The organism is Pseudomonas sp. XS1P51, assembly GCF_054897845.1.
The window spans coordinates 339395-355001 of record NZ_CM142707.1 but is presented as its reverse complement, the minus strand read 5'-3'; the positions used below and the strand labels follow the sequence as shown (position 1 = coordinate 355001).

Annotated in this window: 13 protein-coding genes and 3 pseudogenes; 5 read left to right on the top strand and 11 right to left on the bottom strand. The window is 59.1% G+C overall.

The window, feature by feature from the left end:
• Positions 1 to 41: 41 nt before the first annotated feature.
• From ACYZUD_RS01720 to nac, 8 genes are all read right to left on the bottom strand, one after another.
• Complete coding sequence (locus ACYZUD_RS01720; protein ID WP_462022312.1) at positions 42 to 794, bottom strand: SDR family oxidoreductase; 753 nt, start codon at positions 792 to 794, stop codon at positions 42 to 44.
• A 131-nt stretch (positions 795 to 925) separates the two neighbouring features.
• Positions 926 to 1693 carry a LamB/YcsF family protein gene (locus ACYZUD_RS01715; RefSeq protein ID WP_462022311.1) on the bottom strand — a complete coding sequence of 256 codons (768 nt, stop codon included), beginning with the start codon at positions 1691 to 1693 and terminating at the stop codon, positions 926 to 928.
• Positions 1694 to 1709: 16 nt separating this feature from the next.
• On the bottom strand, positions 1710 to 2114 hold the full coding sequence (locus tag ACYZUD_RS01710; protein ID WP_462022310.1) for an acetyl-CoA carboxylase biotin carboxyl carrier protein: 405 nt from the start codon (positions 2112 to 2114) through the stop codon (positions 1710 to 1712).
• A gap of 12 nt (positions 2115 to 2126) precedes the next feature.
• Entirely contained in the window at positions 2127 to 3098 is a 972-nt protein-coding gene (locus tag ACYZUD_RS01705) for a 5-oxoprolinase subunit C family protein (protein WP_462022309.1), read from the bottom strand.
• Positions 3095 to 3766, bottom strand: coding sequence for a 5-oxoprolinase subunit PxpB (gene pxpB, locus ACYZUD_RS01700; RefSeq protein WP_462022308.1), 672 nt, complete (start codon positions 3764 to 3766; stop codon positions 3095 to 3097). Before pxpB ends, ACYZUD_RS01705 begins: the two co-directional genes overlap by 4 nt.
• Positions 3763 to 5115 carry an acetyl-CoA carboxylase biotin carboxylase subunit gene (gene accC / locus ACYZUD_RS01695; RefSeq protein ID WP_462022306.1) on the bottom strand — a complete coding sequence of 451 codons (1353 nt, stop codon included), beginning with the start codon at positions 5113 to 5115 and terminating at the stop codon, positions 3763 to 3765. Before accC ends, pxpB begins: the two co-directional genes overlap by 4 nt.
• Before the next feature lie 31 nt (positions 5116 to 5146).
• Positions 5147 to 5575: an acetyl-CoA carboxylase biotin carboxyl carrier protein gene (locus tag ACYZUD_RS01690; RefSeq protein ID WP_462022305.1), complete on the bottom strand. Its 429-nt coding sequence runs from the start codon at positions 5573 to 5575 to the stop codon at positions 5147 to 5149.
• Positions 5576 to 5689: 114 nt separating this feature from the next.
• Positions 5690 to 6595 (bottom strand): nitrogen assimilation transcriptional regulator NAC, encoded by a 906-nt coding sequence (gene nac / locus ACYZUD_RS01685; RefSeq protein ID WP_059404292.1) that lies wholly within the window; start codon positions 6593 to 6595, stop codon positions 5690 to 5692.
• Positions 6596 to 6918: 323 nt separating this feature from the next.
• On the opposite strand from nac, the gene ACYZUD_RS01680 reads away from it, so the two are divergent.
• The 4 genes and pseudogenes from ACYZUD_RS01680 to ACYZUD_RS01665 all read left to right on the top strand — a co-directional run.
• Positions 6919 to 8127 (top strand): aspartate transaminase, encoded by a 1209-nt coding sequence (locus ACYZUD_RS01680; protein WP_462022304.1) that lies wholly within the window; start codon positions 6919 to 6921, stop codon positions 8125 to 8127.
• A 9-nt stretch (positions 8128 to 8136) separates the two neighbouring features.
• Positions 8137 to 9681: an MFS transporter gene (locus tag ACYZUD_RS01675; protein ID WP_462022303.1), complete on the top strand. Its 1545-nt coding sequence runs from the start codon at positions 8137 to 8139 to the stop codon at positions 9679 to 9681.
• Between the two features lie 62 nt (positions 9682 to 9743).
• The gene (locus ACYZUD_RS01670) at positions 9744 to 11075 is read left to right on the top strand and encodes an OprD family porin (protein ID WP_462022302.1); all 1332 of its coding nucleotides are present in this window, start codon (positions 9744 to 9746) and stop codon (positions 11073 to 11075) included.
• A gap of 572 nt (positions 11076 to 11647) precedes the next feature.
• Positions 11648 to 12286 (top strand): annotated as a pseudogene (locus ACYZUD_RS01665) (site-specific integrase); the annotation flags it as partial.
• Positions 12287 to 12349: 63 nt separating this feature from the next.
• Here ACYZUD_RS01665 and ACYZUD_RS01660 read toward each other — a convergent pair.
• The 3 genes and pseudogenes from ACYZUD_RS01660 to ACYZUD_RS01650 form a co-directional block, all read right to left on the bottom strand.
• Entirely contained in the window at positions 12350 to 13864 is a 1515-nt protein-coding gene (locus tag ACYZUD_RS01660; RefSeq protein WP_462022301.1) for a YaaC family protein, read from the bottom strand.
• 185 nt (positions 13865 to 14049) lie between these two features.
• Positions 14050 to 14172 (bottom strand): annotated as a pseudogene (locus ACYZUD_RS01655) (copper-binding protein); the annotation flags it as partial.
• 7 nt (positions 14173 to 14179) lie between these two features.
• Positions 14180 to 14380 (bottom strand): annotated as a pseudogene (locus tag ACYZUD_RS01650) (hypothetical protein); the annotation flags it as partial.
• 261 nt (positions 14381 to 14641) lie between these two features.
• On the opposite strand from ACYZUD_RS01650, the gene ACYZUD_RS01645 reads away from it, so the two are divergent.
• Positions 14642 to 15586: a PDR/VanB family oxidoreductase gene (locus ACYZUD_RS01645; protein ID WP_462022300.1), complete on the top strand. Its 945-nt coding sequence runs from the start codon at positions 14642 to 14644 to the stop codon at positions 15584 to 15586.
• Positions 15587 to 15607 lie beyond the last annotated feature (21 nt).

The window sequence follows — 15607 nt, the reverse complement described above, 5'->3', positions numbered from 1 at the left end:
TTGATCCGTTCTTCTGGGGTGCGTCCGTTGCTTGGAAAATCTCAGCCTTGGTAGTCCTGCGGGCGAGCCGTGGACAGACCGCCGGGCACTTGCAGGGTCGGGGTGATTTCCATGTGCCCGACGTTGACTGCAATCGGCGCGGCGATGGCAAACGCGATGGCGTCGGCGATGTCCTTGGCCTGGGGCAACTCAAAACCTTCGACGAAGCGCTTGTAGGTCTCTTCGGAGTCGCCGTGAACGTGGGCAAATATGTCGGTGGCCACCCGGCCCGGACAGATCTCGGTAACCCGCACACGTTTGCCGAAAGCATCGATGCGCAACTGCCGCGACAACATGCTCACAGCGGCTTTCGTCGCGTGGTACGTGGAGTTGCCGCCGAAGTTGTAGGCCGCAGCAATCGAACTGATGTTGATGATATGGCCGCAATCCCGCTCGACCATCCCCGGCAGCGCCAGGCGCGCCAGGTGCAGGACCGCCCGCAGGTTGACGTCGATCAGCAAGTCGATGCCTTCGGCGTCCGCTTTGAGAATCGAACCGGGTTTATCGACCCCGGCGTTGTTTACCAGAATGTCGAACTGCTGGGCTGCAAACAGGCGGGTCAACCCGGCCAGATCGGTGACGTCGATGGCGTGTGCGATGCAACCGGTTTTCGCCGCCAGTTCTTCGAGCTTGTCAGCGCTGCGAGCCAAGGCATGCACCTGCACGCCTTCCTGACACAGGCGTTCGACGACAGCGGCGCCAATCCCGGAAGAAGCGCCGGTCACCAACGCGGTTTTGTAATCTGAAAATGGCATGAAATTGTCCTCGTATTACGTGTTCGGATCACTCGGTGATCGCGATGACTTCGACTCTATCCAGCCCTGAAGCCGTGGACCAAGACGGAATGACTGTGTGGCAATAAGCCCTGCTTATGACCGTGCAACCGTTACGCCAAGAGCTGCGAAATCGGTGTGATAGAACCGCCCGCCAACTCGATTTCTCGACGGATGGTGCGGGCCAATTCAACCGCGCCAGGGGTGTCGCCGTGCAACAGGATCGAATGCGCCGGCACCGCGATGTGCTTGCCGTTGAGCGTGGTCACGGAGCCCTCCTCCAGCAACTGCCGAACCCGTTGCAATACGGCCGCCGGTTCCTTGATCACCGAGCCCGGCACCTTGCGTGGCACCAGCAGGCAGTCATCGTCGTAGGCGCGGTCGGCCAGAAACGTGGTGGCAACCCGCAACCCGCATTTGTCAGCGGCGTTTTCGATGGCCCGACTGCTCGATGAACTGATAATCAGTGTCGGATCGAACGCCGCCACCGCGCACACCAGCGGTTCGGCCAGCGCCGCGTCGGCTGCGACCATGTTGCCCAACGCGCCGTGAAAGCTCATGTGGGTCATGCGATGGCCATTGACCGCCGCCATCCCGGCCAGCGCGCCGAGCTGATAAATCACGTAGGTCGCCAGCTCCTTGATGTCGATGTTCATCTGCCGCCGGCCAAAACCCATCAAATCGGGGAAGCCGACATGGCCTCCCAGATCAATGCCCCCGGCCTTCGCCAGACGCACGGTGTTGTCCATGATCAGCGGGTCACCGGCATGGAAACCGCACGCCACATTGGCCGATGAGATCAGGCTCATCAACGCTTCATCTTCCCCCATGCGCCAGGGCCCGAAGCCCTCGCCCAGATCAGCGTTCAAATCAATCTTCATCACTTGCCCTCACTCGTCATGCCGCATCCAGGCGCATGAACGCCTCGCCAAAACCCACCGTCGAGCCACACGCCGTCAACACCGCCGCCAGCCGTCCGGCCTTTTGGCTGCGGACCGGCAACAGCAAATCGCCGACCTGTAACAACGCGACCAGTTGCCCTTGCGCCACTCGACTGCCGACCGATACCAGCACCTCACTCTGTTGCGGGTGCGTCATCAGCAATCGGCCCAGGCCTGGTGTCTTCAACAGCTGTTCATCGGGCGCCTTCAACGCTACTGGCGCCGTGATCTGAACCGGTGCCGCGACCTCGTCGACACAGCGCTTGAGCACCAGATGCAGCCCCGGACGGCGGATTTCCGCGCCAGCCAGGTGAGTCTCCTTGAGCCACACCGCCAACTGGCGGATTTCCTGATTTGTCATGTTTGAATGTCCTTAGCGCGAGGCCAGCCCGTGAAGATCAACCAAGCGGCTGACCTCCGCGAGATAGCGCGAATTGTCTTCCAGGGCTGCGACAGCTTCGGCGTAACTGCACTCGATAAAGCGCACTTTGCTGCCAATCGGAGCCTGGCCCAGACGCCAGAGGTCGGCCTCGATCACCGTGCCGAATTTCGGATAACCGCCACTCGGTTGCGCATCGCGCATCTGGATAATCGGCTGGCCACCGTGGGGCACCTGAATCACGCCGGGGACGATGCCGTGGGAACGGACTTCCATCGGCGCCTTGGGCAAGATCGGCGTGCCTTCGAGCCGGTAGCCGTAGCGATTGCTCTGGGTCGTGACCTTCCACTCGCCAGCCCAGAACGCCGCACGGGACTCGTCCAGAAAACACTCGTATTCGGCCGCAGGCAGTACGCGCATCGCCGGCAGTCCATCGCGTTGCAATGGCAAGGCCTGACTCGGTGACACGACGCCAAAATCCGTTGGTAGCGCATTCATGCCTGGACGCAACACGCAGATGCGGTCGCCTTGCTGCAATGCCCGCCCCTGCAAACCACCGAACTCACCGCGTAATTGCGTGCTGCGCGAGCCGAGCACAGACGGAACGTCGACACCGCCGGCCAGACACAGATAAGCGCGACTGCCGGAGGCTGGATAGCCGAGGCTCAGTACCTGGCCTTCCCGAGCCTGCGCCACCCAGAACGGCAACAAGGGCTGCCCGTCCAGGGTCGCTTCGCAAGCCGCACCGGTGAACGCGAAGGCGCAGTCCTGCGTAAACCGTACGTCGAACGGGAACAGCGGGATTTCGATGGCCGCCGCGTCTTCGGGATTACCCAGCAACAGATTACCCAACGCCAGCGCCAAATGGTCCATCGCGCCGGAAGTCCCGACGCCGTAACCGAGGCTGCCGAAGCGGCCGAAGTCCTGCACCGTGGCCAAAGCGGTAGCCGATAAAATCTCGATCATCGAATGATCCTCTCGATGCGCAAACGCAACATGTCGCCCGGCCGCAGCATGGCCGGAGGGTTCTGGGTCGGGTCAAAAAACGACATTTCAGTGCGGCCAATAGTGTTCCAGCCGCTGGGGCCGGCAGAGGCGGAGACACCGGTCTGCACCCCGCCAATCGACACAGAGCCGGCGGCAATGCTGATCACCGGCACTTGGCGCCGTGGCGTGGCCAGGCGCGAATCCATGCCGCCGAGGTAGCAATAACCGGGATGGCTGCCCAAGGCATACACCGGGTACAACGGCTCGCAATGCAGATTGGCGATGGTTTCGATGTCGAGCCCGGTATGCGCGACCACGTCGTTCATATGCGGACCGAACTCACCGCCGTAGACCACCGGCAATTCAACAATCCGACCTTTAAGTGGCAATGGCTGACTGGCTTCCCACGCCTCAAGCAAGCGCTCGCACAGCCCATTGAGGTTACGTGGCGGCTTGACGAACGTCAGCATCAGGTTGTTCATGCCCGGGACCGCTTCGTGAATCTCGGCCCATTCCCCGGCCTGTAACGCCAGGCTCCAAATACGTTGTTGCGGCGCCAGATCGAGCTCGCCCGGTGCTTCGAATAACAACGCCGTGGACCCCAGCAGGCTTATGTGTGGACGCGGCGAAACAGATGCTGTGTTCATGTCGGACTCCGTTGTTGCAACCAGCGCTCCAGGTGATGAATGTCTACGCCGCCAGCACAGAACGCCGGGTCTTCGAGAATGTCGCAGTGCAAGGGAATATTGGTCGAGATGCCTTCCACGACCAGCTCACTCAGGGCCAGGCGCATCCGTGCCATCGCCTCATCGCGCGTGGCGCCGTGGGTGATGACCTTGGCCACCATCGAGTCGTAATACGGCGGCACCCGATACCCGGTGGTGACGTGGGAATCGACCCGCACACCAAAGCCGCCGGGGGCTTCCCAGCGCTGGATCAACCCCGGCGTCGGCATAAAAGTGATCGGGTCTTCGGCGTTGATCCGGCATTCCAGCGAGTGGCCATTGAGCTGCACGTCTTGCTGGCGCAACTCCAGCACTTCGCCACGGGCCATGCGCAATTGCTGCTGGACGATATCGATGCCGGTGGTCATCTCCGTCACCGGGTGTTCGACTTGTAGCCGGGTGTTCATCTCGATGAAGAAGAACTCTCCGTCCTCGTACAGAAATTCGAAGGTGCCGACGCCGCGATAGCCGATCTGCCGGCAAGCGGCGGCACAGCGTTCACCGACCTTGGCGATCAGTTCCGGATCAATGCCCGGCGCCGGCGCTTCCTCCAGGACTTTCTGGTGCCGACGCTGCAACGAGCAATCGCGGCAGCCGAGCCAGATCGCGTGGCCATGGGCATCGCACAACACCTGAATTTCGACATGCCGTGGATGGCCGAGAAACTTCTCGATGTAGAGTTCTGGATTGCCGAAGGCCAGCCGCGCTTCTTCACGGGTTAGCGCAATGGCGTCGAGCAATTCGCCCTCTTCTTTCACCACGCGCATGCCACGACCACCACCGCCGCCGGCGGCTTTGACGATCACCGGGTAACCGATTTCACGGGCAATCGCCTGGATGCTCGCATTGTCGGTGGGCATCACCGAATCCGGCCCCGGCACGCAGGGCACGCCGGCTTCACGCATCGCTCGTTTGGCCGCGACCTTGTCGCCCATGGTACGAATGCACGCGGCGCTCGGCCCGATAAAGGTCAGGCCGGCGGCTTCGATGCGCTCGGCGAACCCGGCGTTCTCCGATAGAAAACCATAACCCGGATGGATCGCCTGCGCGCCGCTGACCTTGGCCGCGAACAGCAGCGCCGCCTGGTTCAAGTAACTCTGGCTGGGTGACGCCGGCCCGATGCACAAGGCCTGATCGGCGTTTTGCACATACTGTGCGTGGCGATCGGCCTCGGAGTGCACGACCACTGTTTGTATCCCCAGGCCGCGGCAGGCACGCTGAATGCGCAGGGCGATTTCGCCACGGTTGGCGATCAGCACTTTGTCGAACATTGAATTCACCTGAAAGAGGATGGGCTTTGGATCAGCCGAGGCGGAACAGCGACTGTCCGGCTTCGACTTCGGCGCCACTTTGGGCAAGGATCGCTGTGACCTGACCGGCGACTTTGGCCTTGACCGGGTGGAACATTTTCATCGCTTCGAGAACCGCCAGGGTTTGCCCGGCTTCGACCTGATCACCGACCGAGACAAAAGGGGCTTCCCCTGCGGCGGGCGTCAGATGCAGGACGCCATACAGGCTGGCCTTGATCTCGGTAGCGGCCATCGCCGGGGTGTCTGACGTGGGCAAATCCGCGGTCGGTGTCGGCGAAGGCTCAGCCATCGACTCGGTTGTCACGACCTTTCCTGCCTGCTTGAAAAGACGAATCGTACTGTCGCCTTCGGTCAGACTCAGTTCGAGCAGATCGGATTCGGCGAGCAAATCGATCAACCCCTTGATGCGTTCTGAATCCATGCGTGGGCCCCTGCCTGTCGAGCTGTCTTAAGTGGATGAGGTCAATGTAGCGAGCCCGTCCAACGGCGACCAAGACGCTTTGGCTTTGGGGTGATAAGCCGTCCTTATGACCGTTCAGATCAAGCTGCCGCGCATCTCCGCGACCAGTTCCAGCAGGATCGCCTTGACTGCTTGGGCGGGTACCGACAACGGCAAGTGACCGGACAGGCACAGGGCCAGGGGCGCCTCGATTTCAGGTTCGACAATTCGGCACATGTGTACGGACGTGGCGGCAACCATCACCCGCGCCGAGGATTCGGGCAGGATCGTCGAGCCAAAGTGCTCGGCGACGGCGGCGGTCAACGTGATCGATGATTCAATTTCCGCCACCACCCGCGCACTCATGCCAATGCGCTGGAAGGCTTCATCCGCCAGTCGCCGCATGACGTTGTAGGGACGCGGCAGCAGCATGTCCATGTCGGCGAGTTCGGCCAGGGGAATCTCATCGAGCGCGCTGACCGCCGGATCGGCGCTCACCAGGTAAAGGTGCTCGCGCAGCAGCGACACGAAGCTCAAGCCATGCACTTCGCGCCCGCCATAGAGCACGGCCATGTCCATCCGGCCGTTCATGATCAATTCGCTCAAAGTGGTGCCGAAGTTTTCATTGAGGTACAGCAAAATGCCCGGATGACGCTCACGCACCCGGCGCAACAGCGGCAAGGAAAGTGTCGATGCGGCGGTGCCCGGCGCCAGGCCGACCGACACCTGCCCGGACAAGGCATGCCCCGTGGCATTGATGTCACTCTGGGCCTGCTCACACTGACGCAAAATGATTTGCGCATGGCCGTAGAGCACCTTCCCGGCTTCAGTCGGGGTGACGCCGCGCTTGGTCCGAATCAGCAACTGCTGCTGCAACTCCGCCTCCAGGGTGGCCAGTTGCTGACTGAGTGCCGGTTGCGCGACATGCAGTACATCGGCGGCCTGGGTCATGCTGCCGATATCGACGAGTTTCACGAAATACTTCAAACGGCGCAGGTTCACGGTGGTGGTGCTCTTGCTCGAAAAAGGGAGACAACCCACAGGCTTTAGCAAGAGCCAGGCCAGCCCTGATGCGGGTAAGTCCCAGAGCCTCGCTCTCACAGGTTTTGCGTCTCAACCATAAGCCTTTGCTATGGCTGGATCGTGGCGACCTCGATCAACCCCCGTCACGGTCATACTGGCTTGATCGCACCAACCTGGTGCAAGCACTGTTCAGTTCCAGCCATAAGCGATTCCTATCCGACCAGAACGATCTCATCTTATGGCTGCCCGGCGAGCGGCTCGTACTGTAGGACCTCGTCAACGCCATCAACGAGGAACGACACGTGACCGCCTCCCGCATCGCCGCCCGTGTGCAACGCATAAAGCCGTCCCCCAGCAGCGCCGCTTCCGACCGTGCGAACGAACTTCGCCGGCAGGGTAAATCCATCATCAATCTGGTGGTCGGCGAACCGGACTTCGATACCCCGGTGCACATTCGGCAATCGGCCAGCGCCGCCATCGAACGTGGCGAAACCCGTTACACGCAAAATGCCGGCACTCCCGAACTGCGTCAGGCAATCGTCGACAAACTTGCCCGGGAAAACGGTCTGACTTACGCGGCGAATCAGATCCTGGTCACCAGCGGCGCGAAGAGTGCGATTTTCAATGCCTTCGCAGCCACCCTCGGCGCGGGCGATGAGGTGCTGATTCCAGCGCCGTACTGGGTGTCGTACCCTGACATGGTGCTGGCCTGCGAAGGCGAACCGGTCACCCTCGCCTGCCCGGAAGAACACGCCTTCAAGCTGACCCCGGAACAACTGCGCGGCGCGATCACCGAACGCACTCGCTGGTTGTTGCTCAACTCGCCCAGCAACCCAACCGGCGCCAGCTACAGTGCTGCCGAACTGCGGGCCCTGGCCGACGTGCTGCTCGATCATCCGCACGTATTGCTGATGACCGACGACATCTACGAACACATCCGCTACGAAGGCCTGGACAACCCGCACATCCTCGCCATCGAACCGGCGTTGACCGAACGCACGGTGGTGGTCAATGGCGTGTCCAAGACCTATGCCATGACCGGTTGGCGAATCGGTTATGCCGCCGGCCCGGCTGATTTGATTGGCGCGATGGCGACCCTGCAATCGCAATCCACCAGCAATGCTTGCTCGGTCAGCCAGGCCGCAGCGGTAGAAGCGCTCAACGGCGACCAGACCTTCGTCAAGGAAAGCGTGACGGTCTATCAACAACGCCGTGATCGTTGCCTTGACCTGCTCAACGCCATCGACGGCCTCAGTTGCCGAAAACCCGATGGGGCGTTCTATCTCTATGTGAATTGCTCGGGTTTGCTGGGTAAATCAACGACTCAAGGCAAGCGCCTGGACACCGATTACGACGTGGTCATGTACCTGTTGGAAAGCCAGGGTGTGGCGGTGGTGGCCGGTACTGCATACGGGCTGGCGCCGTTCTTCCGGATGTCGATTGCCACTGACATCAAGACCCTCTACGAAGGTTGCTCGCGGATCGCCGCTGCCGTTGTGGCGCTGAGCTGAGGACCGACCATGACCGTGGCGACTCACCCTCCCCTGAGCTTTAAGCAAGCGTTGCTGGCGATGCTAGGCATCTCGTTGGTGCTGATGCTTTCGGCGCTCGATCAGACGGTAATCGGCAACGCCTTGCCGAGCATCGTCGCCGAACTCAAGGGGTTTGAGCTTTACGCCTGGGTTGCCACGGGGTACATGCTGGCGTCGATTGTCACCATCCCGATCCTCGGCCGACTGGGTGATTACTACGGGCGCAAACCCTTCGTCATCGCCGCCACCGTGATCTTCACCTTGGCATCGCTGGTCTGCGCCATGGCCAGTGACATGCTGTGGCTGGTGATCGGCCGCGCCTTGCAAGGTGTCGGCGGCGGCATGTTGATCGGCACGGCATTCGCCTGCATCCCGGAACTGTTTCCCGACACCCGCCAACGCCTGCGCTGGCAGATGCTGCTCAGTGCCCTGTTTAGCGTGGTCAATGCCATCGGACCCGGGTTGGGCGGTTATCTGACCGGGGCCTACGGCTGGCGCTCGGTGTTCTACATCAATCTCCCATTGGGTTGCCTGGCGCTGTTTTTTGCCTGGCGCTACCTGCCTTACTACCGCCCACAACAACTGACAAAAATAAGCCTGGATTGGCCGGGTGCGCTGCTGATCGCCCTCGCGTTGGGCAGCCTGCAATTGTTTGTCGAATGGCTAGGGCATTCCAGCTTGATGTTGAGTGCGACGCTGGGTCTGAGCTGCGTGGCGGCGTCCATTGCACTGTGGTTTTGGGAGCGGCGTTGCCAGCACGCGCTGCTGCCCGCAGCATTGCTCGGATTACCCAGCATGCGCCTGCTGTTTCTGCTGTCGATGGCAGCCGGGGCAATCATGTTCTCGTTGTTGTTCTATCTACCGTTATTGCTGCAAGGCAGCTATGGCTACTCGCCGCAGGATGCCGGCCTGTTGATCACGCCGCTGGCGCTGAGCATCACCCTGGGCGCTATCGTCAACAGTCGCATCGTCACCCGTTTGCGTAATCCAAACCTGTTGCCGCTGTGTGGTTTTGTGGCGCTGCTGCTGGCGTGCCTCGGCTTGGCGATTGCCGGGCGCAGTGCTTCGTTCAATGGGTTACTCGGCTTAATCCTGCTGGCAGGCCTTGGCCTGGGCTTCATCCTGCTGAACCTGACAGTCTTCACCCAGACCCTTGCCGAGCGCCAGTTCTTGGGCATCGCCACCGCGCTGACCCAGTCGTTGCGCCTGGTCGGCGGATTGCTCGGAACTGCGTCGATGGGCGTGCTGGTCAACCTGCTTTACAGCGCCAACCTGCAACGTCTTTTTATCGCCCACGGGCATGCTGATGGACTGGGCTTGTACGCCGATCCGCAGGTCCTGTTGCGCCCCGATGCGGCCCTGCTCGAACACCCGCAATGGCTGAACCTGGCCCGCGATGCACTGGCCCAGTCAGTGGGCGTCGGCCTGCTGCTGTGCGCCGGCCTTGGCGTGCTCGCACTGTTCATCCTGTACCGCCTGCCGCCCGTGAGGCTGAACGCCTTGCCGGCCACCGTTGCTCCTGAAAAACAATAAAAACTTGACTGCCGCTTTTGACTGCCTCTCACAACATTCGACAACTCATGGGGATGACTCCGATGGAGCTTTTCAATCGCGCACCTAAAGTAGTGGCCGGCATTTGCGGCCTGATCATCGCTCAACAGGGTTACGCCGCCGGCCTGGTGGAAGACAGCAAGCTGAGCGTGCTGGCCCGTAACTTTTTCAGCAATGCCGACAACCGCAGCGGCGCCGCCGACCCCAATTACACTCAGGAATGGGGCCAGGGCTTTATCGCCAATTTTCAGTCCGGCTACACCCAAGGAGCGGTCGGGTTCGGCGTGGACGCCATCGGCATGTTCGGCGTCCGCCTGGACTCCGGCAAAGGCCGGCACTACAACCCGCAAAGCACGGCTTTCAACGGCAATGTCTTCCCAACTGACAGCGACGGCCGCGCGGTCGATGAGTTCGGCAGCCTGGGCCTGACCGCCAAGGCGAAGTTCGCCAACACCGAACTGAAATACGGCACCTTGGTCCCGATGTTGCCGGTGGTGATGTCCACCGACCGCATGCTGCAACAAACCTTCAATGGCGGGCAGATCCAGTCCAGGGACCTGGAGAATTTCACCTTCACCCTGGGTCAGCTGGAGCATGTCAAAGGTCGCGGTTCGAGCAACCAGATGGGCATGTCTATCCCCGGCGCAAACAACGCGCAGACTGGCGAGTTCGTCAACAAGTTCTACTACGGTGGTGTGGATTACAAAGCGACCAAAGACCTGACGTTGCAGTACTACTATGGCAACCTGCAGGACTTTTACAAACAGAACTTCCTCGGGCTCAAATACGATATGCAAGTCGGCCCTGGCACCCTGCGTACTGATTTGCGTCACTTCGACAACCGCTCCGATGGCGCCAACAGCCATGACCCGGCGTTCTATACCTTCGGTTACTACGGCAACGGCGTCACCAAAGGCAAGGTCGACAGTCGCCTGGACAGCGCGCAATTCACGTACTTGGTCAACGGTCACACGTTCGCCGCCGGCCTGCAACAAGTCAGTGGTGACAGCGATGCAGTCTGGTTGAACCAGGGCGACGGCTCCACCGCCTACTTCATGACAGAGTCGATGATTGGCAAGTTCCAGCGCGCCGGGGAAACCACCTGGCAGGTTCGCTACGGCTATGACTTTGCGCGGGTCGGGATTCCGGGTCTGAGCTTCCTGGGCATGTACGAAAGCGGCTCGAACATCCGAACCCCCACAGGCGATAAAAGCGAGTGGGAACGCAACCTGACGGTCAGCTATGTCATTCAGCAAGGTCCGCTCAAGGATTTGAGTATTGCCCTGCGCCACGCCTCGCTGCGCACTGAAGTGTCCACACAGCGAGACAGCGACGAGCATCGGGTGATCATCAGCTATCCGATGAACATTCTGTAAAAGTCGCGACACTGGGTGATGCGCATCGTCACCCAGTGAGCTCTGGTGATACAGGTCACACCGTTGTAGATGACCGAGAAAAGATTGATACAACGCTTCTGAGGGCGCTGTTACCGATGGATCGTGCCGTGTCAGCGTGGTCGATGTTATCGGCTCAACTCGACTATCAAGCTAGGGCCAAAGCCCTGCTGAGGAAAAACACTGACCTTGGTATCAACTGAGAATTCCACCCAGAGCCAGTCGTTTTGTGGGGATAAAAACGCCAGAAAATAAAAAGGGGTCGCGAAATAAAATCTCGCAACCCCTTGAATTATATCGTCGGGGCGGAGTGATTCGAACACTCGCCCCCTAGCACCTCAACTTCTTTTTCATAGTTCTTGAAAGATCCCAAAATTTTACTCTGGATTTTTCCAAGCTAGTATTTACTTGAGCTCCAGCGGTGTTCTGCTCTACGAGAGTCCAGGAACGTCCATCAAGAGCCGAAGTTTTTGTGGGGGGGGAAAAGTAGGGGTAGTCCATTTTATGACCAAAATCACCATCAAAGAACTCGAGTCGCTGACCACCAACGATGCAGCCTTTGCACGCTATGCCGGATAGGCGAGTTGCTGCAGGCTGAATGGAAAAATGTCGATCTGGACAAGCAAACGTGGTTCCTCCCCAGTGAAAACGTCAAAGGCACCCGGGGCAAGAAACAGGACCACCATATCTTCCTCTCCCCCTTTTCCCTGCATTTCTTTCAGGAACTCAAGACCCTGACGGGAGATTCCCAGTGGTGCTTTCCGAACAAGCAGGATGATGGGCATATGGACGTGAAAGTGGTGAGCAAGCAGGTGGGCGATCGCCAGGCCCGGTTCAAAAACCGTAAGGCCCTCTCACGACGGTGTCACGACGACACGCTGGTCCTTGCCGACGGCCAGAACGGTGACTGGACACCGCATGACCTACGCCGCACCGGCGCGACCATGATGCAGGCCTTGGGGGTCAGCCTGGACGTCATCGATCGCTGTCAAAACCATGTGCTGGCCGGCTCGCGGGTGAGACGCCACTACCTGCATCACGATTATGCCGAAGAGAAGAAGCGCGCCTGGAATCTGCTGGGCGATCGGCTCAGTGCCGTGCTGTCCTCAACCTATGAGCACACACCGGCCGAGTCGATGATGTCTTTTCCAGCGTACGCCACCACTGGATCCCTGCTGCCTTCAATCGAATAGGTAAGTTTCCCGAAGCTCCCAACTGAAAGCGGATAGAGGAATGCTCAAGACCGTCAGACACCCCTAGGAAAAAAATGAGCCAGGTTGATGTACAGAGATTGACTGACCCGTAATTTTCTCCAGAAACTGCTCTGGAAGAATGCGTTCAACTGCTGAAAGGAACGTCTCGATCAGTGACCTGAAATGATCAAGTTCCCCTTCCTGTATCTGCCGCCATAGGCTTGGACGATACCGAACCAGAATGGATAACGCATAGAGCAACACCAAAGATGTCGCTCGATACTCATTTATCGCTCCAAACAGCGGCAACATGAGCGCATGTCTTTTAAATGGACTGTGATGCAACTGAAGTGCATCCCACCAAATACTCGATTCCGGATGATCAATTGCCACACGGAAATGGTTCGCTGATGACCTAGACGATACCTGGACAATTTCGCGTATTGGCCCAGGAAAAGCGGCGATATCATCCGCAGTCATTCGCCCAGACTCATCTATCAAAAGGGCGTAGGTCGTCGTTGCACGGTGGTGCAGACCGTTACTTTTTTGATCGTAAGCAGGAATAACCCAAGACGGTTTGCCCTCAAATATGTCTTCAAAAAGATCCGCAACCTCAGGTATCCGAGAAAACAGCTGCTCCATCGTAACCCAGCTTTCAACGGGCAGTGCTTTCAGCGCATCCAGACCGTCTGGTTTCCGCTTGGCAGCGACAAGTGAGTTTGCAGACATCGATTTAACCCAACTTGGGAAAAAACCCGAAACGAGCGCACCAATGGCCAAACTCTCAAATCGGTCATCTAAACCATCATGGGTATAAAGGCCATGTCCTTTTTTGGTTGTTGCCTCCAACTCTGCAAGGGTCTGAGGACCACCTGGCGAAGCGAGCATCTCGGCAAATGCGAACGACATTGTGCCGTAATACAGATTGAGTACACGTTGACTGACATTTCTTCGATCAATGGCACTGAAATAATCGGTGGCATTGCGGAGCGCGAAGGCGACGCCCTCTCTCTTTGACACGATGGTCGAGATATCAAGACTTAGGCTTTCAAGTTGAGCGCGACGGTCGACCATCTTTCGAGCAAGAGTCGCACTTTTCAACTGAGCAAGGCGCGCCCAGACGGCTTCTATCGGAGTTTCTGAAAGCAACACTCGCCGCGGTGCTTGCAACTCTTCAAAGGTCGCCTCTTCGGCTTGCGTTGTCGTAGGAGCGAACTTTCCCGTGCTGCTTTCACGGTTCCATTCGATGAGAAGGGATTGAAAATCGTCAATCGGCTTCACGGGAATAGATACCCCCATAGCGAATGACTCAACCATGTACGGCTGTCCGTTAAAAAAGATTACGGACACCTCTCCAGCCAGCTGTTTGTATACATTGTTGCTCGTCGCTGACGAGTAAAGCACTGCGGCCGAACGCTCCGCCCCACCTCTAGACGCCATTACGACCACATACTCTCCTGCGGCAACCTCACGGACTATGGACGCGTCCCAGCCATGTCCGACTAGCTTATCAAGCATATTTCTTTTCACTGCGCCCCGCAGAATATCTAAGCGCGCCTTCCATCCGCTGTCTTGCATATGCCTTCTCCATGCTCTGTCTTTCTACTAAACACTATCGCAGCTTCAGTCATAGCATTGATCGGTCGAATCCACAGCCAATAGCGGCCATTCACGCTGCGTAACTGAATTATGGTTTTCGTAAAAAGCGGGGGGTAGCCGGCGCTGCATTGCGTGCCGGCTAATTTCACCATCGCTATTTTAATTTTTTTAATGGAAACAATCGTCCCTCTGCCACCCTCTACCCGAAATGAAAACGACACTCGGTCTCCAGCCGTCAGCCCTGTCAGCCGATCTTCTGTCACGGAAACGGCGATGGTCATCGGCGGTCATTGCTCATGCGTACGGGTCATTCTTCCCGACGTCGTTAAGTAGCGACGCAAAATGCCTGGGCAGGCCTATGGAGATTAAGGCTGCGAGCAGTACGAACGCGCTCGATATCCGCAAGCACGCCCCCAGCCCATACACCTGATAAATCCAGCCGGAAAGCACCGTGCCAATCAACCGCCCCATGGCGTTCGACATGTAATAAAACCCCGTCCCGCACTGCCTTGCACAGTGCCGCGGATTGCTCCGTGCAGTATCCACTCCCGGTGAACGCCGCTGCACTCATGAATTGCCCCATCACCGCCAATGACACCCACGTACGATTGGCTCACTGCCTGACGCCCAGTCCCGCGTATTTACGCAAAATGCGGCTATCGACTTGCCGATATCGGCTTTTTCACCCCAGCCCCCCTCCCTACAGTATGTACGACTTCAACGGCGAGCAGCGCTCGCCCCGTTCAGGAACCGTGCATGCCCAGCCTGTCTTTGCGTATCGAAAGGATCGACCTGCTCACGCCTCACATTCGTCGCCTGATCCTGGTCGCTGACGCCGGCCACACCCTGCCCGGTTTCATCCCGGGTGCTCATATCGAAGTGCAGATACCAGGCAGCAAACCCATGTGGCGTGCTTACTCGCTGGTCAGCCTGCCTGAACACCCTCACTACGAGATCGCGGTGCAGCTGGAAGACCAGAGCAGCGGTGGTTCGCGTTGGATGCACGAGGTGCAAGTCGGTCAGCAACTGATGGTACGCGCGCCCAACAACCATTTTCCATTGGTGGCAAATGCCTGTGACTACCTGCTGATCGCGGGAGGAATAGGCATCACCCCAATGCTTGGCATGGCCCGCTCGCTCGCGGCCAGTCAGCAGCCGTTCACTTTGCACTATGCCGGTCGCGACGCAGACCGCATGGCGTATCTGGAAGAGGTCCAGGCGCTCGGCACCGCCCGATGCTGGATCAGCGGCGGCGACCCGGCGCGGCGCCTGCCCCTGAACAGCCTGCTGGACTCGCCCATCAGCGGACGTCAGCTTTATGTGTGCGGCCCCAAGTCATTGATCAGCAACGTGCTGCAAACGGCTCGCGCACTGGGCTGGGACGACAGCCAACTGCACAGCGAATTGTTCATCGGCAGCCTCGGCACCGAGACCGAAGCCGGTTTTGAAGTGGAGCTACGCAGCAGTGGAATAACGCTTCAGGTGGCCGCGGGCAAAAGCGTGCTGGACGCAATGATAGAAGCCGATCTGGACCCGATGTTCGATTGCCGTCGGGGTGACTGTGGGGTGTGCGTGGCCCAAGTGCTCGAAGGCGCCGCTGACCACCGCGATATTTGTCTGTCGGAGCGCGAACGGGCTGACGGCAGCTTCTGCACCTGTGTATCCCGCGCCTCCAGCGCTCGCCTGGTGCTCGATTTGTAAGTGCGTTGTTGTACCACGCAC